Raw genomic sequence first — 23611 nt, 5'->3', positions numbered from 1 at the left:
GAAGACCGGGGCCAGGGCCGACCACCCCGGGCCGGCGGGGAGCAGCGCCGCCGTCATCACCGCCGGGCCCAGGGTCTGCTGGGCGTACTGGGACGCGTGGAAGACCGCCACGTAGCTGCCCCGGCGATCGGGTGGGGCCAGCGCGAACGAGAGTTCGTACGCCGCCACCGACTGGAAGCTCTCGCCCAGCGTGAACGCCACCACGGCGACCCCGAGCAGGGCGATCACCCACCACACCGGTGCGCCGGCCAGCACCGCGACGGTCAGCGTGACGCTTCCGGCGACCAGCAGCGCCGTGGCGATCACGATCGCCCGCCGGGTCGGGGCACGGCCCCGGGCCAGCCGGGCGGCGGGTACCTGGGTCAGGATGGCCAGGCCCGCGTTCAGGCCGAGCAGCAGCGGGGCGACGACGGCGGGCAGGTCGTGGGCGACGGCGATCCACGCCGGGATCAGCACGAACAGGACCGACTGGTAGACGTTCATCACGCCGTTGCCGATCGCGAGCGCCATGTACCGCCGATCCCGGAGTGGTCCGTGTCCGGGCGCCGGGGCTCTTCCGGCTTCGGCACCCCGTACCCGGAGAAGGGTGGAAGCAATGACGAGGAAGGTGGCCGCGTTGAACAGGAACAGCCCTCGGAAACCGGCGGCGCCCAGCCCCAGGCCCAGCATCAGGCTCGCGAGCAGATAGCCGGTGGCCGAGCCGGCGTTGCGCAGGGAGTTCACCGAGGCCAGCGCCCGGGTGCGGCCCTCGTCCCCGGCCACCCGGGCCACGACCAGCTGCTGCAGCGGCGAGCAGGCCCGGTCCAGCGCGGTCGCCACGCAGGCCAGCACCAGGTAGACGGGATAGCTTCCGGTCAGCGCGAAACCGGCGTACACCAGGCCGCGCAGCACCACGAGCAGCAGGTAGAGGCGGGCCGGATCGACACGGTCGGCCAGCCGGCCCACCGGCACCGGGCTGAGGATCCCGCAGACCGCGGCCACCGAGAGGGCCAGCCCCACCCGCGCGGCGGGGAAGCCCACCGTCCCGACGAAGTAGAGCACCGAGCTGCCGAGGAACGCCCCGGAGCCGATCGCGCTGACCCCGATCCCCAGTCCGAGGATGCGCCCCTTGCGGCTCTCGGGGAGATAGGTAAGCATCGTCGTCAATGTAGTCCGATACGGTGCGGAAACCTGCGAAGTGGACACCGGATGGGCATCGACTGGCATGGTGCCCGCAATGGTGATCTTCCTAGCTTCCTTGGCGTTCTAGACAAGGGAGGCAATGCGGCATGGTTTCACGTCGGAAACTGCTCGCCGGGGCGACCGGACTGGGTGGGCTCGGCCTGGCCGCCGCGGCGGGCGCGACCGCGTTCGCGGGCGAGGGCACGAGCGCCGCGACCGGAGTGCGGATCCCCGCCACGCTCGCCACCCGGCGGCCGCGGATCGAGAGCAGCACCCGGACGAACGTCGCCGACTTCACGCTCACCCACCTCTCGGTGGTCTCCTCGGCCGCCGCGGCGGTCCGGTTGCAGACGAGCGCCGGGTGGGGCGACTGGGTCGACCTGAACTCCTGCGCCGGCGGCCGGGACGACGTCGCCGCGCCCACCGGGAAGCGGTCGCTGATCCTGGCCCGCGACGTCACCGGTTACGAGGTGCAGACCGCCGACGGCAGCGCCGCCGCGGTCACCGAGCTGAACACCGTGGACGGCCCGGCCGGCGCGCTCGCCGCCGCCTCGTCGGACCGGATCCCGGCGCTCGGCCTGGCGACGGCCGATTGTCTGCTCCCGGCCTACCTGTCGCGGGCCGCGTGGGGTGCCGACGAGTCACTGCGGTTCAGTGCGGACGGCACCACCGAGACCTGGCCGGCGGTCTATTACCCCTCGCAGGTGTTCACCGTGCACCACACCGGCGTCTACGCGCACAACGACGACCCGGACCCGGCGGCCACGGTCCGCGCGGTCTACTACGACGACTGCGTGGTGGACGGCTACGGCGACGTCGGCTACCAGCTGCTCATCGACGAGCAGGGCGTGGTCTACGAGGGCAGGGTCTCCGGCGCCGACGGCCTGCCGGTCTTCGGCCCGGACCCGGACGCCGACGGCCGGCCGCAGATGACCAACGGCGCGCACGTCGGCCAGTTCAACGCCGGCAACATCGGCATCGTGCTGCTCGGCCGGTTCACCTCGATCCAGCCGACCGACGCGGCCCCGGAGTCGCTGGTCAAGGTGCTCGCCCTGCTCGCCGCGGCGATCGACGTGGACCCGGCGGGCCGGGTCACCTACCTCAACCCGGTCAACCTGAAGACCGGTGAGGTGGACGTGATCCAGGGCCACCGGGACTGGAACAAGATCGGCGCGGGCGCCACCGAGTGCCCGGGCGACGCGTTCTACCCGACCCTGGAGACGGTCCGCGCCGACGTCGCCGCGCTGCTCGCCTGACCCGGGCGTGGCCTGACCTTCCATAGTGGATGTCGCTCGTGTGGGCCATCTGTGTAGGATCACCCACACGAGTGACATGTCGGTTTATGGAGGGATCTGGGTGGACCGTAACGGTGGCGATCTGCAGACCGATCGGGCGCACGGCGCGCGCATCTACGACTACATCCTCGGCGGCAAGGACAACTTCGCCGCCGACCGCGAGGCCGGCGAGAACTCGCTGACGATATGGCCCGCGCTGCGCGTGCACATGCAGGCCAACCGCTTCTTCATGCACCGGGTGGCGCGCTACCTCGCCGCCGAGCGCGGGATCCGCCAGTTCCTCGACATCGGCACCGGCCTGCCCACGTCGCCGAACCTGCACGAGATCGTCCAGTCGGTCGACCCGACGTCGCAGGTGGTCTACACCGACAACGATCCGCTGGTCCTGTCGCACGCGCGGGCGCTGATGATGGGCACCGCCCAGGGCCGCACCGCCTACATCGACGCCGACATGCGTGATCCACAAACCATCATCTCCTCAGACGACTTCTCCCGTACGTTGGACCTCAAGCAACCCGTCGGCCTGCTCCTGATCGCGATCGTGCACTTCATCGAGGACGACGCCGAGGCGCTCCGGGTGGTCCGCCAGGTCCTCGACGTCCTCCCGTCGGGCAGCTACCTCGCGATGTCGATCGCCACCGACGAGTTCGACCCGGTCCCGCTCGCCAAGGTCCAGCAGGAGTACAACCGCCTCGGCGAGAAGCTCATCTTCCGCGACCGCGCCACCGCCCTCTCCTTCTTCGACGGCCTGGAACTCGTCGAGCCGGGCCTGGTCCAGGTCCACAAGTGGCGCCCGGACGGCACCGAACCCGCCGGCATCGAGGACCGGGACATCGCGATGTACGGGGCGGTCGCCCGCAAACCCTGACCCGCGGCCGAATACGGCGGGATTCCGCCCGGAAAATCCGGTACGAAAAAATGATTTGACGGCACCGATAATCTGATCCTCCGTGCTTGCGGCAGGCTGGTGAGGCTGCCCGAGTCGGGAGGGGGCTCTGCCCTACTCACCGACTCGGGAGCTTCACATGCGCCGGGCACCCGCCCTCTGGTTTCTTCTCGTCACCGTCTTCGTCGACATGCTCGGGCTCGGGCTGGTCGTGCCGATCCTGCCCCGGCTCATGGAGTCGATCACCGGGAGCGCCGTCGGCGGCGTTCGCTGGTCCGGGCTGCTCGGCTCGCTCTTCGGGCTGCTGCAGTTCCTCGCCGCGCCGCTGCTCGGGCGGCTCTCCGACCGGTACGGGCGGCGGCCCGTGCTCCTGGTCTCGCTGGCCTGTCTCGGCGTCGACTGGCTCGCCCACGCGGCGGCGACCGGGCCCTGGACGCTGCTCGTCTTCCACGGGCTCGCGGGCGCCTGCGCCGGTACGGTCACCGTGGTCAACGCGTACATCGCCGACGTGACCGCCCCGGATCAGCGGGCGCGGGCGTACGGGCTGATCGGTGCGGCGTTCGGGGCGGGGTTCGTGGCCGGGCCGACGATCGGCGGGCTGCTCGGCGCCGTCCACGTCACGCTGCCGTTCCACGTCGCGGGCGGACTGGCCTTCGCCAACGCCGCCTACGGCTGGTTCGTGCTGCCGGAGTCCCGCCCCGGTGATCGGAAGACGCCGTTGAGCCTGCGGCTGGCGAACCCGTTCACCGCGATCCGCACCGTCGCCCGGCGGCCGGTGCTCGGCCGTCTCGTCCAGGCCCGGTTCTGCGCCGACGTGGACCGGATGATCTTCCAGGCGACCTGGGCGTACTTCCTCACCTACCGGTTCGGGTGGCAGACCGCGCACGTCGGTGCCGTGATGGCCGCGGGAGCGCTCGCCGGGGCGATCTTCCAGGCCCGGGCGGCCGGGCGGCTGGTGGAGCGGCTCGGCGAGAAGCGCGCCGCGGTGCTCGGCGGCGCGATCGGGGTGGTGTCGCTGGCCGGCACCGCGTTCGTGACCGCGCCGTGGATGCTCTACCTGCTGCAGGGCGTCGGCGTGCTCGGCGCGGTCGGCGGGGTGGCCGTCCAGTCGTGGATCTCGCGGGGCATCGGCGACGCGGAACAGGGCACCGTCCAGGGTGCGCTGACCGGCGTCGGCGCGATCGCAGAGACCGTCGTCCCGGTGCTCGCGGGGGCGGCGTTCGGCGGCCTGCTGGCGTACGGGAGACCGGGTTTGATCTTCATCGGCGCGGCGGTGTTCGGCCTGATCTCCACAGTGCTGCTGGCCCGGACGCCGGTGAGTGATCAGACGCGGGCGGGCGCTCAGGCGTAGTTGCGCAGTAGGCGGAGGGCCTCGGCGGCGTCCGGACCGCGCGTCACCAGGCCGGACTCGGCGGCGGACAGGCGGCGGGCGCCGACCCGGCAGAACGCCGCCGCCGGGCCCTCGATGGTGGACGCGGCGGTGGGATCGCCGAACCGCCAGCGCGATCCGTCGGGCGCGGTCAGGTCGCAGAAGACCGATTTCGGGGTACGCCCGGCGAGGCGGAACGCGTACGGCAGGGTGCCGAAGCCCAGCCACGCCACGTGGCGCAACCGGGCGGTGTCCGGCCAGTCGAGGCCGAGCGGTGCGGTGATGTCCAGTCCGTGCGCCCAGTGCTCGGCCAGCCGGGTGGTGGCCAGGGTGCGCGGCTTGAGCGGCGCCGCCACCCACGGCACGGGCTGATCAGGATCGGCCGTGCGCAGCGCCTGGATCGAGGTGCGCCGCGCCGTCTGCCAGCGGGAGAGGATCTCCGGCGGGGTCGACGGCGCGGCGTTGACCAGGGCGGACATCACCTCGTCGACGGATTCACCGTACTGGCGCCAGACGGTGGCGTCGAACGCGCCGGTGAGCACCCCGGTCACCGCCTCCTCGGTCTGGGCCAGGTGCAGGACCACGTCGGCGATCGTCCAGCCGGCCGCGGCGGACCGGCGGGACCAGTCTGCGGGGGAGAGCGCGGTCAGGACGCCGGCGAGCCGGTCCTGCTCCGCCTGCAGATCGGTGATGAGATCGGGCTGCGTCATGTATCGATCATCCACGGAAGCCTATGTGTGGTGTGACGGATATGTGACGGAGGCGCCCGTAGGGTGACGCGGATGAGAGTCCTGGTGGTCGAGGACCACGTCCGCCTCGCCGACTCGGTGGCACGGGTGCTGCGGCGTGAGGGGATGGCGGTCGACGTCGCGTACGACGGTGCGGTGGCGCTGGAGCGTACGTCCGAAACGGATTATGACGTGGTGGTGCTCGACCGGGACCTGCCCGGGGTGCCCGGCGATCAGGTGTGCCGGGAGCTGACCCGCGAGCCGCTGCGTACCCGGGTGCTGATGCTGACCGCCGCGGCGACCATCGCCGACCGCGTCGACGGGCTGACGCTCGGCGCGGACGACTACCTGCCGAAGCCGTTCGCCTACCCCGAACTGGTCGCGCGGATCCGGGCGCTCGGCCGCCGGTCACAGCCCGCCGTCCCGCCGCTGCTGACGCACGGTGACCTGACGCTGGATCCGGCGCGCCGGGTGGCCACCCGGGCCGGGGTGCGGCTGGCGCTCAACCCGAAGGAGCTGGCCGTTCTGGAACATCTGCTCGGGGCGGGTGGCCGGGTGGTCTCCGCCGAGGAGCTGCTGGAGCGGGTCTGGGACGCGGCGGCCGACCCGTTCACCACGACCGTCAAGGCCACCGTGAACCGGCTGCGGGCCAAGCTCGGCGAGCCGTCGCTGATCGCGACGATCCCCCGCACCGGGTACCGGATCTGAGATGACGGTCCGGCTGCGGCTCACCCTCCTGTACGCCGTCCTCTTCGTGCTCTCCGGCGCCGTGCTGTCGGCGATCACGTACCTGCTGGTCGGGGAGAGCGGGTCCTCGGCGGTGATCAGCACCCGGACCTCGACGCCCGCCGGCGACGAGACGGTCACCACCCACCTGGGCACGACCGGGGAGTACCTGGGCACGATCGGAGAGGCCGTCGACGACCAGCGGGCCGCGCTGATGCACGCGCTGCTGGTCCGCTCGGCCGTCGCGCTGGCCGTCACCACGGTGCTCGCGGCGCTGCTCGGCTGGCTGGTCGCCGGGCGGGTGCTGCGCCCGCTGCAGACGATGACCGGGACCATCCGGCGGATCTCCGCGCGCAACGTCCACGAGCGGCTCGCGGCGGGCGGTCCCCGCGACGAGCTGCGCGAGCTGGCCGACACGGTGGACGGCCTGCTCGGCCGCCTGGAGGCGGCGCTCGGCTCGCACCGGCGGTTCGTCGCGAACGCGGCCCACGAGCTGCGGACCCCGCTGACCGTCGGCCGGGCGCTGCTGGAGGAGGCGGTGATCGACCCGGACGCCACGGTGGACTCGTTCCGCGCCCAGTTCACCGAGCTGATCGCGGTCGGCGACCAGCAGACACGCCTGCTGGAGTCCCTGCTGGTGCTGGCCACCAGCGAGCGCGGCCCGGACCGCCGCGAGCGGGTGGACCTGGCGGCGATCGCGCGTACCCACGGGGCGTCCGGCGAGATCGCCGCGGCCTCGGTGGTGGGCGATCCGGCCCTGATCGAACGGCTGGTGGCGAACCTGGTCGACAACGCGCGCACCTACAACGTGCCGTCGGGCACGGTCCGGGTGTCGACCGGGACGGACGGCGGCCGGGCGTTCCTGTCGGTGACCAATACCGGTCCGGTCGTCCCGCCGGAGCTGGTGGACCGGATCCGGCAGCCCTTCGAACGCCTCGGCCGCCGCGCCGACGACCGCCATCACGGGCTGGGCCTGTCGATCGTGCAGGCGATCGCGACGGCCCACGGCGCGGACCTGTCGATCACCGCCCGTCCGGAGGGCGGCCTCGACGTCCGGGTGCTCTTCCCGGCGTCATGGCCGCCGCCGGCGCCGGCGGCTCACGAGCCGGTGAGCCGCCGGAGTTCGGTGGTCAGGGCGGAGCGCAGCGGGTCGTGCTGAGGGCCCAGCTGGTGCTCCGGCGCCGAGCGGGCCGCTATCGGGTAGCGGAAGACCGGGCCGCGGGCCAGCTCGGCGGGCTCCCATCGGTACCGCGCGTGGACGTGGGCGTGCAGGAACGGGTCGAGGTTGCCGAGGATCTGGTAGTTGACGCGGCGGAAGGCGCTGTCCAGGTGGGCGCACGCGGTGGCGACCGCCTCGCCGAGCAGGTCCATGTCGGCGAGGAAGGCCAGGCGGCGGGCGCGCGGCAGGTCGGTGAGGCTGTCGATGGCCGGGTCGTCGGTCAGGAGCAGGCAGTACCCGGGGAGGAACTGTGAGTCGCCGAGCACCACGAAACCGGAGTCCAGGCGGGTGAGGACGGTCGGGTTCTCGCCCCGCAACGCTGATCCGATGCGGTCGTCACGCCAGTCGGTCATACCGGCACGTTAGCGAGGCCCCGTCACTCCCGCAGTGTCCCGTCCGCGTGAACCCGTCGGACTTCATGATCGGCGGGGCCGGTCGATAAGGGGTAGGAGGGCGGAGGGGGTGCGGATTGTCGCGAATGCTGACCTGGCGATGGTATCTCGCACTCTGCGCCGTTCTCGCCGTCGTCTACAACCTCGTCCCGTGGGCCACCTGCCAGGCCGCCCTCGCCACGATCGTCAACGGCGGGTCGGTTCCGGTGATCGTCGCGGGCGTGCGCCGGTATCGGCCCGTGGAGCGCTGGCCCTGGTACGCGCTCGCCGCGAAGGCCGCGTTCTTCGCGGCGGGGGACATCGCGTACTGGGCGCAGACCGTCCTGCTGGGCCGGGACGTCTTCCCGTCCGTCGCCGACGTCTTCTACGTGCCCGGGACCATCGCCCTGGTCGCGGCGCTGGTCGGCTTCACGCTCGCCCGACGGACCCGGTGGGACCGGGAGGGGCTGCTCGACGCCGCGATCCTCTCCACCGGCGCGGCCATGCTGGCCTGGCTCTACGTCATCGGCCCGACGGCAAAAGAAGGAGATCTAGACCTTCTCGGCCGTACGGTGTCCCTCGCGTACCCGGTCCTCGACCTCCTCGCTCTCGCCGTGCTGGTCCGGCTCACCATCGGCTCGGGGCGCCGGCCCGCCGCGTACCGGCTGATGGTCGCCGGTGTCACCGCGCTGCTGGTCACCGACGTGGCGTACACGATCCTGGAGTTGAAGGGCGCCTACTTCGCCGGCGGGCTGATGGACGTCGGCTGGATGGCGAACCACGCGCTGATCGCCGCCGCGGCGCTGCACCCGGGCATGGCCGCCGTCGCCGAGCCGACCGCGCTCGCCCCGGTCGGCGTGATCCCGCGGCGGCGGCTGCTCGCGCTCGCCGCCGCCAGCCTGACCGCCCCGGCGGTGCTGGCCATCGAGTGGCTCCAGGGGGACGAACCGGACGTCCCGGTGGTGGTGGCCGGCTGCGTCATCCTCTTCTCGCTGGTCATGGTCCGGCTGCAGGGGGTGGTCACGCTGCTCGCCGACGCGCTGGAGACCGCCACCGATCACGCGTACACCGATCCGCTGACCGGGCTGGCCAACCGGCGGCAGTTCCGTACCCGATGGGAACGCACCCTTTCGCATGCCCACGACCCGACCGCGCTGCTCTACGTCGACCTGGACGGCTTCAAGGCGGTCAACGACGCGCTCGGCCACGAGGCGGGCGACGTCGTCCTCGAGGTGGTCGCCATCCGGATCCGGCAGATCGTCCGCGGTGGCGACCTGGTCGCGCGGCTCGGCGGCGACGAGTTCGCGGTGATCCTGCCCGGCGCGCGGGACTGGCACGCCGATAAGATCGCCGCCCGGATCGTCGAGGCGGTCGCCGAACCCATCCTGATCAACGGCACGCCGGTGACGGTCGGTGCCTCGGTCGGGCTGATCGCGGCCCCGCCCGGCGCGGATCCGGTGACGGAGATGAAACGTGCCGACTCCGCTATGTACGCGGCGAAAGCGGCCGGTCGGGGACGGGTCTCCCGGGCCGGTGCCTGAGCTTGCATCGGGTTGTAAAGATACTCACATCTCGGCAGAATGATCACCGGGCAGGCAACCTTTTGCGACCCCGGCCGAGTCATAGACATGAACGGCTTTCACGGGCGCGCCGGCCGCGAACCCCCTCGGATTGTGAGTGTGATGATTCAGCGACGCAGGGTCATTATCGGCACTTTGGGTGCGGCCGCGGCCGCCGCTGCCGCCGGAGGCTCCGCGCCCCGGGCGAACGCGGAGACCCTCGAGGTCCGGCCCGGTCAGGTGGCCGGCGACTCGGTCACCGCCGCGACGGCGCTGCCCCTGCTGCTGAGCATCACCCCGGAGACCGGCGCCAAGAACGTCTCCCCGGGTAAGGAGATCGTCGTCGCGGTCCAGGGCGGCACCCTCGGCGAGGTCACGGTCACCAGTGGCTCGTCGACGATCGAGGGCGCGCTCGGCGAGGACGGGTTCTGGCGGTCGACCGAGGATCTGGCGTACGGGAAAAGCTATGAGGTCGTCGCCTCGGCGACCGACGCCGGTGGCGCGACGGTCGAGAAGACGTCGACCTTCAGCACGGTCACGCCGGAGGCGCTCGCCAAGGTCACCTTCCGGGCGAACATGCTGACCGAGCTCAAGAAGGGCAAGACGTACGGCGCGGGCCAGCCGGTGATCGTCGCGTTCAGCCGTGCGGTGAACAAGAAGGCCGCCGAGAAGGCCATCGAGATCACCACGTCGCCCAAGGTCGAGGGCAAGTTCTACTGGGCGGACAGCAAGACGGTGCACTGGCGCCCGGCGAAGTACTGGGCCAAGGGCACCGTGATCAAGGTGAAGGTCAACGGGCTCGGCGCCAAGCTCGGCGACGGCGTCTACGGCGCGAAGAACGCCTCCACCGAGTTCACCATCGGCCGGCAGCTGATCGCGATCAGCGACAGCCGTACCCACATGACCAAGGTCTACATCGACGGCAAGCTGGTCCGCTCGATGAAGAGCAGCCTCGGCAAGGGCGGCGGCACCACCGGCGCGAACGGCCAGTACATCAACTACTGGACCGCCAGCGGACCGCACGTCGTCCTCGCCATCGAGCGGACCCACACGATGAGCTCGGCCAGCTACGGCGTCACCGACCCGAGCAACCCGAACTACTACGGCGCCGAGGTCGTCCAGTACTGCACGCGTATCACGTACTCGGGCGAGTTCCTGCACGCCGCCCCGTGGAACGGCTCGCTCGGCAGCGCGAACCTCTCCCACGGCTGCGTCAACCTGAGCACGTCCGACGCCAAGTGGGTCTACGAGAACTTCATGCTCGGCGACGTCGTCGACGTCAAACACACCCCGCGCGAGCTCCCGATCTGGAACGGCCTCGGCGACTGGACCGTCTCCTACGACAAGTACGGCGCCTGACCGCGCGGCCGGCGCCCCGGCGCTCCCTCCCGGGACACCCGCCAGTGCGTCGGCCGCCGCCTGATCGAGCCCCACCCACCGGCGGCCCCGGTGTCGTCCGGCCCGCCGCCCGGAATCGATGATCCGATCGCGCCGACTTGATCGATACGTCTACCCTGCTCAGCCATGGGATGGATCAAGGACGCCAAGGCGAACACGCTCGGCGCGGAGGCACGGGCGGCCTATCAGAACGGCGACTGGTACTTCGCGCCGCGGCTCAACTCGCCGGTCACGGGGCACCAGCTCTCCGGCAACATCGAGGACTGGACCATCATGCTGCGGGCGATCACCGAGGTGGGCTGGGTGCTTCAGCACTGGAGCGTCACCCAGGACGGGCACGGCCACCCCGAGGCGTACCCGCTCTTCGTCCGCCGTCAGTGACGCGGTGGTCACCGGAAAGCCTCGCGAGGACGACCACGGCCGGTACCCGCGGGGAGAGGAGGTTTCACGTCCGGGTCTGTCGGGGGATCGGGCGCGGATGCGGTCGCTGCACGAGTTCTTCTACACCGACGAGTGGCACGGCGAGAGCCACGTGCTCGGTGACCCGACGATGACGCCGCAGGAGAGCCGCGCGCACCTGCGGGCCAGCAACGGGCACGACGCGTGGGACGTGCTGCCGCTGATCGAGGCGCCGACGCTGGTGCTGCACGGCACCGACGACCTGATGGTGCCGGCCGTGAACGCGAAGATCCTCACCGAGCGGATCCCGAACGCGTCGATGCACCTGCACGAGGGCGGCCGTCACGGGTTCTTCGACGAGTTCTCCGGCGAGGTCAACTCCATGATCGGCGACTTCCTGAGCTGAACGGCCAGGCCGCGGGCGACGGCGAGGGCCACCTCCTCGCGGTCGTGCGGGGCCACCACCTGCAATCCGGCGGGCAGGCAGCCGACCAGACCCGCCGGGACGCTCACCGCCGGATGGCCGGTGATGTTGAAGTCCCAGCACAGGTCGCCGACGAAGTCCGGGCCGGCCGGCCCGTCGTAGGGGTGCGCCACGGTCAGCGTCGTCGGCGTGACCAGCACGTCCACCTCCCGAAAGAGATCATCGAGCGTGGCGGTGTCGATGCGGCGCACGGCGAGCGCGTGGTCGACCGTGGCGGCGGGGACGGGCCGTCCCGCGTCCAGCGCGGCGAGGGCGTCCCACGCCTGCTCCGGCGGTGGCAGCGTCAGCGAGACGTCGACGGCGCCGGGAACGCGGGAGCGCACCACGGCGTCCACCGCCGGATCGGCGACGCCGCGACCGAAAGTGTTCGCATAGCCGATCCGCCGGGGCGCGGGCGAGGCGGGCGCGAAGGGCTCGCCGATCAGGGCGGACGTGAGGATCAGGTCGTCCGGGTCGGCGGCGATCACCCCGGCCACCGTGAGGCGGGAGGGGCGGCCGGGGACCCGTCCGTGCGTACGTTTGAAACCGGAGACGCCGCAGAAGGCGGCCGGGATGCGCAGCGATCCACCACTGTCGCCGCCGGTCGCGAACGGTACGACTCCGGCGGCGACGGCCGCGGCCGGGCCCGCCGACGAGCCACCCGGTGACCGTGACTGATCCCACGGGTTGCGGGTGTAGTCGCGCCCGTTCCAGCCGTGGGTCTGCGCGTCCGTGCCGGGGCGGTTGCGGGTGGAGACGCCGATCGGGATGGCGCCCGCGGCGACCAGCCGGGCCACCACGGGCGTCTCCACGGACGTCCCGGATTTGATCAGAAACGGAACTCCGGCGAGCGGTCCGTCGGGGCCCGGGCGCCGCGCCGCCGCCCGTGCGGAGGCGGTGTCGAGCCGTTCGAGGAAGTGCAACGCCGGGTCCAGACGAACGGCCGCGGCGAGTGCCTCCTCCACCACGTCTTCCCGGGTACGCCCACCGCCCCGTACCTGATCCGCGATCTCCCGGGCGGTCAGACGGTCGCCAGCCAAGCCGTGACCTCCTCGCTCGTCACCAGCGACCTGTGCTGGAGATAGTGGACCATCGTGAGCGCGTCGTCGTGGGCCTGCTGCGACGACCCGCTGACCACGTCGGTGACCACGTTGACGAAGAAGTCCCGCTGGTGCGCGTCGACCGCGGTGTAGAGGATGCAGATGTCGGTGAACCCGCCGATCAGGATCAGGCTGTCCACCCGGTACGCCTTGAGCACCACGTCGAGTTCGGTGCCGAAGAACGAGGAGTACCGCCGCTTCGGGATGTGGAACTCCTCGGGTGCCGGGGCGAGCCCGTGCGCGATCTCGGTGGCCGGTTCGCCCTCGATGCAGTGCGGTCCCTCGGACCCGTCCAGCTCGCGCCCGATGTCGGTCAGGTGCGGCTTGTGCACCTCCTGGATCCAGACCACCGGGATCCCGCGGGCCCGGCACCCGTCCACCATGGCGATCGCCTTGCGGAGCTGTTCGCCCGCGTAGACCGAGCCGGCCGAGTCGGTCAGCGGCCCGCCCTGAAAGTCGACGACGACGAGCGCGGTCCTGCCCTCGATGTTCATAGATCTCCCCTTATTTCCGGTCGAGTCATTTCCGGTCGAGCCAGGCGTAGACGGCGTCACTGCTCACGAGCGAGTCCCGCTGCAGGTACTTCATGGCGCGCAGCGCCGCGTCGTGCAGGTACTGACCGGACCCGACGACCATGTCGCTCACCGTCCGGAAGTGATAGTCGTGCTGGTGTGCGTCGAGAGCGGTGTAGTGGATGCAGACGTCGGTCATCCCGCCGATGAGGATCACCGTCTGGGCCCGGTACCCGCGCAGGATGATGTCGAGTGACGTACCGAAGAAGGCGGAGTAACGGCGTTTCTGAATGAGATATTCGTCCGGCCGCGGATCGAGGCCGGGGTGGAGAGCGGTGCGCGGATCGCCCTCGATGCAGTGCGGGCCCTCGTTGCCGTCCAGCTCGCGCCCGATGTCGATCAGGGACGGCTTGTGTACCTCCTGGATGAAGACGACCGGCACGTCCCTGGCCCGGAACGCGGCGACCAGGTCGACGGCCTTGGCGTTGCGCTCGGCCCGGCCCGGCATCCAGGTCTGCTCGGGCTTGCTCGGCGGGAACGGGTCGGCGTCGCCCCCGCCCTGGATGTCGACGACCACGAGCACGACGTTCCCGACCGGGTTGAGCTCGTCGTTCGGGGTGATGTCGGTGACCTGTAAGGGCATCACAGCAGCTCCTAATTGAGGCGGATACGCGGGTCGACCAGCGCGAGCGCGATGTCGACCAGCGCGTTGACCACCACGTAGACCGCGCCGAGCAGCAGGCTGATCGTGGCGACGGTGGCGGTGTCGGCGCCGCCGATGGCGTGCACCAGGAACTGGCCGAGGCCGTTCCACGAGAAGATCTGCTCGACCACGACCAGGCTGGAGAGCATCATCCCCAGCTGGACGCCGAGCAGGCTGAGCGCCGGGCTGGCCGCGTTGCGCAGACCGTGCCGCCGCAGCACCGCCGGTTCGCTCTCGCCGAGGGAGCGGGCGGTGCGGGCGTACGCCGATCGCAGGCTGGTGTCGAGTCCGTCGGCGAGCATCCGGGCGAGCGCGATCCCGGGCCCGAGGGCGGCGGCGAACGCGGGCAGGATCAGGTGCCAGAGGGCGTCGAGCGCGTACGGCAGGTTCCCGGTGAGCAGCCCGTCGAGTACGTACATCCCGGAGAGCCCGGTGCTCGGCCCGTAGGAGGTGCGCCCGGAGACCGGTAGCCAGTGCAGCTGGACGAAGAAGACCAGCACCCCGCCGGTGGCGAGCAGGAACGACGGCGCGCTGGCCGCGGTGTAGAACAGGAACCGGAGCGTCCCGGAGACCCGGGCCAGGCCGAGTCCGATCAGCACCGAGAAGAGCATGGTCCCGAGCGCCAGCTCGGCCGTGGCCGGAATGCGCTGGGCCAGCTCGTCGGCGACCGGGCGCCGGGTCGCCAGGCTGGTGCCCAGGTCGAGGTGGACGAGGCGGTCGAGGTAGTCGAGGAACTGCACCCCGATCGGCTGGTCCAGCCCGAGCCGGGTACGCATCGCGGCGACCGCGTCGGCGGAGGCGTTCGCGCCCAGGTAGCCGCGGACCGGGTCGCCGCCGTACCGGCTGATCAGGAAGACCAGTACCAGCAGGGCGAAGAGGACGACGATCAGCGAGCCGATCCGGCGTACGGTGAAGCGCAGCATGTCAGGCTCCCCGGTGGCGCAGGGCGGCGCGGAGTCCGTCGCCGGCGTAGGTGAACAGCAGGGACAGCAGGCCGACGGCGAGTCCGGGCAGCACCGGGATCCACCAGGAGTTGACCACGTACTGCAGGCCGGCCGAGGCCATCAGGCCGAGTTCGGGAGCGGGCGCCGGGGCGCCGAGGCCGACGAAGGAGAGCGCCGCGACGGTGACTATCACCCCGCCGATGTCCAGGCTGGCGGTGATCGCCACGGTCGGCAGCACGCTGGGCAGTACGTGCCGCAGGACCAGCCGCCAGCCGCGGGTGCCGCTCATCCGGGCCGCCTCGACGTGCAGCGATCCGGCGACGCGGCGGACCTCGCCGCGGACCAGGCGGGCGTAGAGCGGCCACCAGACCACGGTGATGGCGATCATCGAGCTGGTCATGCTCGGCCCGAGCCCGGCGGCGACGGCCATCGCGACGATGGTGGCCGGCAGCGCGAGGAAGAGGTCGGTGACCCGCATCAGGACGGTGTCCAGGAACCCGCCGGTGAACCCCGCGAGGGTGCCGAGCAGCAGCCCGCCGATCGCGCTGATCACGGTGACCACGGCCGCCGCGAGCAGGCTGGTCCGGGCGCCGGCGAGCAGCCGGGTGGCGATGTCCAGGCCCAGCTCGTCGGTGCCGAGCGGGTGCCCGGCGGAGAACGGCGGCAGGTGCGAGGCCCCGGACGGGACGATCGAGCTGTACGGCGAGAGCAGCGGCCCGATCAGCGCCGCGAGCACGACGGCGCCGATCAGGATCAGCGGGACCCTAGGCCAGGACCGCATCGAGCAACCTCCGCCCGTAGTCGCTGGTCATCGCGCCGGAGAGGGAAGCAGCGGGTACCCGTTCGACGATCCGCCCCGCGCTGATCACGTCGACCCGGTCCGCGACGATCCGGGCCGCCGCGAGGTCGTGGGTGACGAAGAGGAGGGAGAGCCCGAGGTCGTACCGGAGCAGGTTGAGCAGGTTGAGCACGGAGCTCGCCACCGACACGTCGAGGGCGCTGGTCGGCTCGTCGCAGAGCAGCAGCGCCGGCGGCACCACGACGGCCCGCGCGATCGCCACCCGCTGCTTCTGCCCGCCGGAGAGCTGCCCGGGCCGGGCGTCGGCGAGTGCCGGGTCGAGCGCGACGCGTTCCAGGGCCTCCCGGACACGTGACCGTTTCTGCTCGCGGTCCAGGTCGGTGGCGTTGTCCAGCCGCTCGGTGAGGAGCTGCCCGACGGTGCGCCACGGCGTCAGTGAGGCCCCGGCGTCCTGGAAGACGACCTGGACGCCGCTGCCCTGTGTCCGGTCGACGTAGACGTCGCCCGCGTCGGCCGTCTCCAGCCCCGCCACGATCCGCAGGATGGTCGACTTGCCGGAGCCGCTCTCGCCGACCAGCGCGACGCTGCGGTGCCGCTCGATCCGCAGATCGATCCCGGTCAGCACCTGCTTCCGGGCGCCGCCGAACAGCCCGCCGCTGCGGAAACTCTTGGTGACCCCGGCCAGCTCCAGCGTGTGCCCACCCTGGACCTCGGTACGCTCCTTCTCGAACTCCGCCCAGCTCAGCGAGCCGCCCTCCCAGCGCTCGCCGAGATCCTCCGGCGCCCGTCCGGTCTCCCGCATGGCGGCGATCACCGTCGGTTCCGGCAGGCCGACCGGTCGTTCTCGGTCGGTGATTACCGTGATTCGCGAGGCCACGAGCTTTTTCGTGTACGCCCCCTCGGGCTCGGAGAGGACTCCGCCGGCCGTCCCGCTCTCCACCACGCGGCCGTGCCGCAGCACCGCGACCTCGTCACACATCGCCCGGGCCACCCCGAGGTCGTGGGTGATGAAGAGGACGCCGCAGCCGAGGCGCTCGCGTTCCCGGGTGAGCAGCCGCAGGATCTGGGCCTGCACGCTCACGTCCAGCGCGGTGGTCGGCTCGTCCGCGACCAGCAGGGCCGGGCCCCGGGCCAGCGCCAGCGCGATCATCACCCGCTGGCGCATCCCGCCGGAGAGCTGGTGCGGATAGGCGCGCAGCACGGTCGCCGGTTCCCGGATCTCCACGTCGCCGAGCCAGCGCAGGCTCTCCTCGCGGGAGCCGGTGACCCGGGTCAGCATCCGGCCGACGGTCATCGTCGGGTCGAGCGAGGCCATCGGGTCCTGGAAGACCGTGGTGACCCGGTGCCCGCGGACGCCGGCCCACCCGGCCTCCGCGGTGACGTCCAGCCCGGTCCCGTCCACCACGACGGTTCCGGACGCCTCGACCTGCGGTTCCCGGGTGAGCAGGCCCTGGACCGCGAGGCCGATGGTGCTCTTGCCGGAGCCGGACTCGCCGACCAGCCCGAGGCACTGCCCGGCCGCGACGGTCAGCGTCACGTCGTCGACCGCGAGTACGGCCGGGGTACGCGAGGTGTAGCGGATGCTGAGCCCGGCGATCTCCAAGGCCGGGTGGTCCCGGTGCGGCCGGTTGCCGGCCGTACCGGGACGATCCGCGTTCGTGCCGGTCACGCCCCGGCCGGGTGCAGGACGGCCAGGTTCAGCACCCCGGTGATGACCGGGTGGTACGACTGCTCCACGCCGGCCACGTCGTCGGCGAAGATCGCGGTGCCGAGGCTGGTGGCGACCGAGTAGAAGTAGCCGGAGGCGGCGACCTTCGCGGCGGCCTGGCCGTAGAGCGCCTGGTCGCCGGTGGAGCGGGCCTGGTCGAGCAGGTCGGACAGGCCCGGGACCTCGGCGCCGAAGAGGTCGAGGCCGCCCTTCGGGGTGTAGAAGACGGTCGCCCAGGCGTCCGGGTGCGCGGTGTCCGGGAAACCGGAGAAGAAGGTCAGGTCCGGGCCGTCGGCGCCCTTCTCCAGCTCGGGGAAGTAGGTGCCGAGCGCGTAACCGGTGCTCTGCGCGGTGATCCCGGCGGCGTTCAGGACGGCGGCCAGGTTGTCGCTCAGGGACTTCGCGTCGGCGCTCGTGTTGCCGTACGCAATCTTGATGGTCTTGCCCTTGAGCGCAGCGAGTTTCGTCGCGTCGTAGGTGATCGCCTGCTGGTCGAGGTCGGGTGACGAGAGCAGGTTGACCGGGAAGACCTCGCTGGTCGGCTTGGCGATCTCGCCGAGGGCCTTGGTGGTCAGCGTGGTGAAGTCGACGCCCTGGAGGAGGGCGAGGCGGCTGGCCTGGTCACCGAGGGCGGCGCTCTTCGGGTTCACGAAGAGGGTGGGCGTCTGCATGCTGGAGAAGGCATACGTCTTCAACCCCTCCTTGCCCTTCAGGGAGGTGTACGTCGTGTTGTCCGCGTACCCGGCCATCCCGTCGAGTTCGCCGCTCTCCAGCTGGAGCTGGATCGTCGCGAGGCTGGAGACCACCGAGAAGTCGACCGTCGGGTAGCCGGGCTGCGTGCCCCAGTACTTGTCATAGGCGGTCAGCTCGTAGGCGGTGTCCGCGGTGAACGTGCCGTACTCGTAGGGCCCGGTCCCCGCGTCGTGCGTGGCGAACCAGTTGTCGTCCTCGCTGTACGGGTGTTCCTTGATCGCGGTCGGGCTGACCATCTTCGGACCGAACGGCGAGGCGAGCAGATCGAGGAAGGCGCTGTTCGGCGCGTCCAGGGTGATCACGACCTGGTGGTCGGTCGGCGTCGCCACGCTCTTGACGTCCGCGACCATGTACGCGGGTCCCGAGTCGATGCCGGTGCGCCGCTTGAACGACGCCTCGACGGCGGCCGCGGTGAACGGGGTGCCGTCGTGGAAGGTGACGCCTTCGCGCAGGTCGAAGGTGAAGACGGTGTTGGTGCTGTCCGCCTTCCAGTCGGTGGCGAGCGCGCCGGTCAGCTCGGCCTTCTCCTGGCCGCTCTTGTAGGTGACCAGGCCCTCGTACGCGCTGTTCACCAGGTTCAGCTCGGGGCCGTCGTACGCGGTGTCGGGGTCGGGGGTCTTGATGCCGCCGAGGAAGGCGAGCCTCAGCGTGCTCGCGCCGGCGCTGCTGGAGGTGCCGGGCGTGCCGCCGCCGGAGCAGGCGGCGAGCAGGAGGGTCAAGGAAGCGGCGACGATGCCGGTGGCGGTCCTACGGGTCAGGGGCACGGGATCGACCTTTCGTCCGGTGATCGACCGAGGGGGCCTGCCTATCAAGCGATAGGCTCGGCTGATGGACGAAAGAAAAGCCCGCGGATGCGGCGGCGGTGTTGTGATCTTGTTTCGAGTAGGAAACTTCGGTCCGGCAGGATGTTCCGCATGATCAACAGCGGGCGCGACCGCATCCTGCAGGCGGCCGCCGAGCTCTTCGCCGCCAACGGCTTCACCGCGACCACCACCCGGGACATCGCCGAGCGCGCCGGCATCAAGCAGCCCTCCCTGTACGCCCACTTCAAGGTGAAGTCGGACATCCTGCGGGAGCTGCTGCTGGAGACGCTGCGCCCCGGCGTCGAACGCGGCGAGGCGCTGGCGGCCGAGACCGGGCGGCCCGCGCGGGACCGGCTCACCGAACTGCTCGACTTCGACATCCGGGTGCTCTTCACCGGCCGCCGGTCGGTCGCCGTACTGGGTGTGCTGCCCGAGGTGCGCGCCGGACAGTTCGCCGAGGCCCACCAGCTGCGCGAACGGCTCCGGGACGCCTACGCCGGTCTGTCCCGGGAGGTGCTCACCGAGCTGGGGCACCCGCCGGGCGACGAATACCTGAAGAGGATCGCGGGCATCGTCTTCGCCGTCGTGGAGAGCATCAGCCTGCGCCGTTACGAGGACCCGGACCTGGACGTCGAGGACGCCGTACGGGACACCACCACGGCGATCCTGCGCATCCTCGGCGCCTGATCGGCTTCGCATCGTTTCGGTCACAGGGGCTCACCCTTTCCCGGCTGGATCCACTATAAGTGGCGTTGGATCCAATTCCCAACGCTCGTGGAGGGACCCCTCGTGACCCGACCCCGCATCGTGATAGCCCCGGTGGTGACCATGGATTCGTCCCGGCCGCACGCCGGAGCCCTGGCCACCCTCGGCGACCGGATCCTGGCCGTCGGCACCGTCGACGAGGTGCGCGCCGCGTGCCCGCCGGACACCCCGGCCGAAAAGCTGGACGCGGTGATCGTGCCCGGCCTGATCGACGCCCACCTGCACATGCTGCGCGCCGGGCTGAAGGCCCTGACGGTCCCGGCGCCCGGCGGGACGTGGACCGCCGCGTCCTACGTCGCGGAGATGGAGCGCACCGCCGACCTGGACGAGTGGCGGCCCGGCCCGCCCTCGCCCGCCGACCGCGCCGCGGCGCTCCGGGTGATCCAGCCGCTGCTGCACGCGCTCGGCATCACCTCGGTGGTCGACCCGGCGGTCACCGTCGACGAGATGCGCGCCTACCAGCGGGCCCGCGCGGACGGCGCGCTGACCATGCGGACCGTGGTGATGCCGCACGTCACCGAGGACGCCCTGCTGCGGCTCGACGGGACCGGGGTCGCGACCGGGTTCGGCGACGATCACCTGCGGCTCGGCGGCATCAAGGTCTACTTCGACGGTGAGGGGATGCGCCGGCAGGCCCTGCTGGAGCGGGAGTGGACGCCCGGCACCGGGGACTACGGGCTCCAGCGCGTCGACGACGAGGAGTTCCGGCGCCTCGCGCTCCACTGTGCGGCCCACGGCTGGTCGATGGGCGTGCACGTGGTCGGGGGCGGGGCGGTCGCTCGCGTCTTGCGGGTCTTCGAGGAGGTCGACGAGGTCACGCCGATCCGGGACCTGCGGTTCCAGCTGATCCACGCGTACCTGGAGCCGTCGGCCGAGAGCATGGCCCTCGCCGCCCGGCTCGGGGTGGTCGCCTCGCTGCAGCCGTCGATCCACGAGATCAACGCGAAGGGGCTGATCGAGCACCTCGGCGACCGTGCGGTGGACGCCGACCCGCTGCGCTCCTGGATCGACTCCGGTGCCACCGTGGCGCTCGGCTCGGACGGGCCGTTCTTCCCGTTCGACCCGCTGCACATGATGTGGAAGGCTCGCACCCGGATGGTCCGCGGCCTGCCCGACCCGGTCGCCCCCGAACAGGCGATCACCGGGTTCGAGGCGCTCGCGGCCTACACCACCGGTGCCGCGTACGCCGCCTTCGCGTCGCAGAACCGCGGCGTGCTGCGCCCGGGCCTGCTGGCCGACTGGGTGGCGCTCTCCGCCGACCCGGTGACCTGCACCCCTGATCAACTCGCCGCGGCCCGCGTGCTGCGAACCGTCGTCGGCGGCACGACCGTCTTCGAGGCGTCATGAGCGCCGAGGCACGGGTCCGGGAGCTCGGCCTGGCCATCCCGGACTACGCGAACCCGCCCTACGGTGGCCGGTACGGCAAGGTCAAGCCGTTCCACCGCTCCGGGAACCTCGTCCTGCTCTCCGGCATCACCCCGGAGGACCGGGCCGGCAACCGGCTCCACCCCGGACGGCTGGGCGAGGACGTCACCGTCGAGCAGGGGTACGCGGCCGCCCGGATGACCGCCGTCAACGCCCTGGGCCTGATCCGGCTCGCCGTCGGCAGCCTGGACCGGGTCGCCGGGATCGCCCGGAACCTCTGCTTCCTGCGAACGAGTGACGACTTCGAGGACCTGCACCTGGTCTCCGACGGCGTGTCCCAGCTCTTCATCGACGTCTTCGGGCCGGAGGCGGGTGTCGCGGGGCGCGCCTCGATCGGGGTGTCCAGCCTGTCCCGGCGCAACTGCTTCGAGCTCTGGACCGAGGTGGAGGTGCTGCCCGGCTGATCGCCGTCCCGTCGGCGCTCGGGACCGAGCCGGTGTGCGCCCGGCCGGACGCCCGTGCCGCCCCGCCGACCGTCGCTTGTCGGCGGTCGCCAGACTTGTCCGCATGGAACTTGCTGATGCGGAGCTTTCCGGCCTTTGCCGCGCGGCCGGGCTCGATCCGGCCGACGCCGAGCCGGTCCAGCGGTCGGTGAACCACACCTACCGTTTCCCCTCGGCGGGCGTCGTCCTGCGCGTGTGCCCCGACACGCCGCGGGTCGACCGGCTGGTGCGGACGGCCGCGGAGCTGGAGCGCCTGGAGGTGCCGACGGTCCGCCTGGCGCCCGGTTTCGATCAGCCGATCCGCTCTCTCGGCGGGCCGGACCGCCGTGCGCCCGCCGGGATTCGCCTGACGTCCGGTTTCGTTCAGCCGATCCGCCCGCCCGTCCCGCCCGTCCCGCCCGTCCCGGTCGCGCCGGTCGCGCCGGTGCCGGGCCGCGCGGTCCCTGACGCTGCCCGGCGGGGCCGCCGCGTGCCCGTGCCCGGTCAGCCGGATCGGGCCGCCGACCGGCCGGATCGGGTGGTGGGCTGGGCCGCGACCGTGTGGCGGCTGCTGCCCCCGGCACCGGCCGGGCGCTATCCGGCGAGCGATCTGGCCGGGCCGCTGCGGGCACTGCACGCCAGCCGCCCCGCGGTCGACCTGCCCGACTGGGATCCGCTCGGCCCGGTCCGGGAGATGATCTCGCGGGCCGCGACCCCGGCGGTCCCGTTCGGAGCGTGGACCCGCGAGCACCTCGACCGGCCCGGGCCCGCCGTGCTCGCCGCGTTGCGCGCCCGCTGTGACGAGCTGGCCGCCCGGCTGGCGGCGGCGCGGTGGGCCACGCCGGTCGGGCCGGTGCACGCCGACGCGCACACCGGCAACCTGCTGCGCACCGCGTCCGGCGAGCCGGTCCTCGCCGACCTGGACTCGATCTCCCGGGGCCCGGCCGAGGTGGATCTCGTGGCCGCCGCGCACGCCGTCGGCCGTCTGGCGGGAGACCCCGGCGATTACCGGCGGCTGGTCGACGCCTACGGTTTCGACGTACGGGAATCGGAGGTGTGGTCTGATCTTCGCGCCCTGCGTGACCTGCAGCTGGCGGTCCATCTGCTGCCGCGGCTGCCGGACGGGCCCGTCGCGGCGGAGCTGGCCCGGCGCCTGGAGACCGTGCTGACCGCCGACGACGCGGCGATCTGGGAGCGCTATCCGGCGATGACCTGACCCGTGTGCCCGCCTGTGGTCAGCCGCTCGCCCGCTTGCCGGCGGTCGCCCGCTCGTCCGCTCGTCTGCGCTCGCCTCGCCCGCTTGCCTGCGATCGTCCGCTCGTCTGTGGTCGCCCGCGTGCCTGCGGTCAACTGGCGGCGGCCTCGGCGGCCTCGGCGGCCTGACGGTCGCGTCGGCGGCCCAGCCAGGACAGGAAGAGGGCGACCAGCACGAGGGCGAGTCCGACGAGGGCCGTCGAGTACGCCAGCCAGCTCGGGCTGGGGATGATCGCGGTGTCGTCGTTCACCTTGAGGTCGATGATCCAGCCGGCCACGGCCTCGTCCTCGTCCACTTCGAGCGTACTGGTCTTCGTGCCGTCCCCGGCGTCCCAGGTCACCTCGCACCGGTGGTAGATGCGGGCCTTCGCGCCGACGGCACTGCTCTGGGCACCCTCGACGGTGCAGCTCTTGACCGTCCCGGTGGCGTCATCCCAACTCTGCCCGGCCACCTGTACGACCCCGACCACGACGAAGACCAGCCCCACCAATCCCAACACGACCGAGGCGACTCGACGGAACACTCTGAGCGACATGCCCCGCACATTATGATCAACTCCACTGCCCGGTCCCCGTCCATCCGGCCAGGATCGATCACCGTCAGGCCAGCCGACGTTACGGTTAAGTTTCCGCCCCTGACCGTTTCAGACCACGTCGGATTTCACTGGGGACAGTGGCTCCCCAGCCAGGGCCGCGATCTCCGCGTCGGCCAGGATTCGTTCGTGGACCGGCCAGGCGGCGCCCGCGTGTGGTGGGCTGGAGGTCCGGGGTGTCTCGGGCCGGTCGGCTGGTGTTCCGGGGTGTCTCGGGCGCTCCGAGTGACCCGTGAACGCCAGCCGCGCCGGGAAA

Annotated in this window: 23 protein-coding genes and 1 pseudogene; 13 read left to right on the top strand and 11 right to left on the bottom strand. The window is 71.7% G+C overall.

The features are described from left to right. Nucleotides 1–75 precede the first annotated feature (75 nt). Nucleotides 76–1137: pseudogene (locus AB0M08_RS40285) on the bottom strand (MFS transporter); the annotation flags it as partial. A gap of 131 nt (nt 1138–1268) precedes the next feature. Between AB0M08_RS40285 and AB0M08_RS40280 the strand changes: the two are divergent. From AB0M08_RS40280 to AB0M08_RS40270, 3 genes are all read left to right on the top strand, one after another. Beyond that, entirely contained in the window at nt 1269–2417 is a 1149-nt protein-coding gene (locus AB0M08_RS40280; protein ID WP_364505450.1) for a peptidoglycan recognition family protein, read from the top strand. A 100-nt stretch (nt 2418–2517) separates the two neighbouring features. After that, entirely contained in the window at nt 2518–3324 is an 807-nt protein-coding gene (locus tag AB0M08_RS40275) for an SAM-dependent methyltransferase (protein ID WP_364505448.1), read from the top strand. 157 nt (nt 3325–3481) lie between these two features. Then, nucleotides 3482–4693 (top strand): MFS transporter, encoded by a 1212-nt coding sequence (locus AB0M08_RS40270; protein ID WP_364505446.1) that lies wholly within the window; start codon nt 3482–3484, stop codon nt 4691–4693. Here AB0M08_RS40270 and AB0M08_RS40265 read toward each other — a convergent pair. Beyond that, a complete protein-coding gene (locus AB0M08_RS40265; RefSeq protein ID WP_364505444.1) occupies nt 4684–5421 on the bottom strand; it encodes a DinB family protein in 738 nt (245 codons plus the stop codon). The two genes, AB0M08_RS40270 and AB0M08_RS40265, sit on opposite strands and share 10 nt — an antisense overlap. 72 nt (nt 5422–5493) lie before the next feature. On the opposite strand from AB0M08_RS40265, the gene AB0M08_RS40260 reads away from it, so the two are divergent. Both AB0M08_RS40260 and AB0M08_RS40255 read left to right on the top strand, forming a co-directional pair. Further along, a complete protein-coding gene (locus AB0M08_RS40260; protein ID WP_364505442.1) occupies nt 5494–6147 on the top strand; it encodes a response regulator transcription factor in 654 nt (217 codons plus the stop codon). Nucleotide 6148: 1 nt separating this feature from the next. Beyond that, entirely contained in the window at nt 6149–7324 is a 1176-nt protein-coding gene (locus AB0M08_RS40255) for an ATP-binding protein (RefSeq protein ID WP_364505440.1), read from the top strand. On the opposite strand, the gene AB0M08_RS40250 is transcribed toward AB0M08_RS40255, so the two are convergent. Next, nucleotides 7264–7737, bottom strand: coding sequence for a diadenosine tetraphosphate hydrolase (locus tag AB0M08_RS40250; RefSeq protein WP_364505438.1), 474 nt, complete (start codon nt 7735–7737; stop codon nt 7264–7266). The genes AB0M08_RS40255 and AB0M08_RS40250 overlap by 61 nt on opposite strands. 125 nt (nt 7738–7862) lie before the next feature. Between AB0M08_RS40250 and AB0M08_RS40245 the strand changes: the two genes are divergently transcribed. The 4 genes from AB0M08_RS40245 to AB0M08_RS40230 all read left to right on the top strand — a co-directional run bounded on the left by AB0M08_RS40245 (nt 7863) and on the right by AB0M08_RS40230 (nt 11517). Continuing rightward, the gene (locus tag AB0M08_RS40245; RefSeq protein ID WP_364505436.1) at nt 7863–9296 is read left to right on the top strand and encodes a GGDEF domain-containing protein; all 1434 of its coding nucleotides are present in this window, start codon (nt 7863–7865) and stop codon (nt 9294–9296) included. Nucleotides 9297–9470: 174 nt separating this feature from the next. Next, on the top strand, nt 9471–10673 hold the full coding sequence (locus tag AB0M08_RS40240) for an Ig-like domain-containing protein (protein WP_364505434.1): 1203 nt from the start codon (nt 9471–9473) through the stop codon (nt 10671–10673). 165 nt (nt 10674–10838) lie between these two features. Beyond that, nucleotides 10839–11093: a hypothetical protein gene (locus AB0M08_RS40235; protein WP_364505432.1), complete on the top strand. Its 255-nt coding sequence runs from the start codon at nt 10839–10841 to the stop codon at nt 11091–11093. Between the two features lie 97 nt (nt 11094–11190). Further along, nucleotides 11191–11517: an alpha/beta hydrolase gene (locus tag AB0M08_RS40230; protein WP_364505430.1), complete on the top strand. Its 327-nt coding sequence runs from the start codon at nt 11191–11193 to the stop codon at nt 11515–11517. Here AB0M08_RS40230 and AB0M08_RS40225 read toward each other — a convergent pair. From AB0M08_RS40225 to AB0M08_RS40195, 7 genes are read right to left on the bottom strand one after another with little or no spacing between them, the layout of a single operon-like run. After that, a complete protein-coding gene (locus tag AB0M08_RS40225; protein WP_364505428.1) occupies nt 11454–12614 on the bottom strand; it encodes an amidase in 1161 nt (386 codons plus the stop codon). The two genes, AB0M08_RS40230 and AB0M08_RS40225, sit on opposite strands and share 64 nt — an antisense overlap. Then, the gene (locus AB0M08_RS40220) at nt 12596–13168 is read right to left on the bottom strand and encodes an isochorismatase family cysteine hydrolase (RefSeq protein WP_364505426.1); all 573 of its coding nucleotides are present in this window, start codon (nt 13166–13168) and stop codon (nt 12596–12598) included. The genes AB0M08_RS40225 and AB0M08_RS40220 overlap by 19 nt, the downstream gene beginning before the upstream one ends. Nucleotides 13169–13193: 25 nt before the next feature. Next, nucleotides 13194–13829, bottom strand: a complete 636-nt coding sequence (locus tag AB0M08_RS40215) for a cysteine hydrolase (protein ID WP_364505424.1) — start codon at nt 13827–13829, stop codon at nt 13194–13196. 11 nt (nt 13830–13840) lie between these two features. Next, entirely contained in the window at nt 13841–14812 is a 972-nt protein-coding gene (locus AB0M08_RS40210) for an ABC transporter permease (protein WP_364505422.1), read from the bottom strand. 1 nt (nt 14813) lies between these two features. Next, entirely contained in the window at nt 14814–15614 is an 801-nt protein-coding gene (locus AB0M08_RS40205; protein WP_364505420.1) for an ABC transporter permease, read from the bottom strand. Beyond that, on the bottom strand, nt 15598–17301 hold the full coding sequence (locus AB0M08_RS40200) for an ABC transporter ATP-binding protein (protein ID WP_364505418.1): 1704 nt from the start codon (nt 17299–17301) through the stop codon (nt 15598–15600). The genes AB0M08_RS40205 and AB0M08_RS40200 overlap by 17 nt, the downstream gene beginning before the upstream one ends. Then, on the bottom strand, nt 17298–18857 hold the full coding sequence (locus AB0M08_RS40195; RefSeq protein WP_364505416.1) for an ABC transporter substrate-binding protein: 1560 nt from the start codon (nt 18855–18857) through the stop codon (nt 17298–17300). The genes AB0M08_RS40200 and AB0M08_RS40195 overlap by 4 nt, the downstream gene beginning before the upstream one ends. Before the next feature lie 150 nt (nt 18858–19007). Here AB0M08_RS40195 and AB0M08_RS40190 point away from each other — a divergent pair, with 150 nt between their 5' ends. From AB0M08_RS40190 to AB0M08_RS40175, 4 genes are all read left to right on the top strand, one after another. Continuing rightward, complete coding sequence (locus tag AB0M08_RS40190) at nt 19008–19583, top strand: helix-turn-helix domain-containing protein (protein WP_364505414.1); 576 nt, start codon at nt 19008–19010, stop codon at nt 19581–19583. A gap of 102 nt (nt 19584–19685) precedes the next feature. Next, entirely contained in the window at nt 19686–21008 is a 1323-nt protein-coding gene (locus AB0M08_RS40185) for an amidohydrolase family protein (RefSeq protein WP_364505412.1), read from the top strand. Continuing rightward, a complete protein-coding gene (locus tag AB0M08_RS40180) occupies nt 21005–21490 on the top strand; it encodes a RidA family protein (protein ID WP_364505410.1) in 486 nt (161 codons plus the stop codon). Before AB0M08_RS40185 ends, AB0M08_RS40180 begins: the two co-directional genes overlap by 4 nt. A gap of 103 nt (nt 21491–21593) precedes the next feature. After that, nucleotides 21594–22724, top strand: coding sequence for a hypothetical protein (locus tag AB0M08_RS40175; RefSeq protein ID WP_364505408.1), 1131 nt, complete (start codon nt 21594–21596; stop codon nt 22722–22724). 130 nt (nt 22725–22854) lie between these two features. On the opposite strand, the gene AB0M08_RS40170 is transcribed toward AB0M08_RS40175, so the two are convergent. Continuing rightward, a complete protein-coding gene (locus AB0M08_RS40170; RefSeq protein ID WP_364505406.1) occupies nt 22855–23298 on the bottom strand; it encodes a hypothetical protein in 444 nt (147 codons plus the stop codon). Nucleotides 23299–23611: the final 313 nt, after the last annotated feature.

Source organism: Actinoplanes sp. NPDC051851 (assembly GCF_040681165.1).
GTDB lineage: Bacteria > Actinomycetota > Actinomycetes > Mycobacteriales > Micromonosporaceae > Actinoplanes.
This window is presented reverse-complemented; position numbering and strand designations above follow the sequence as displayed.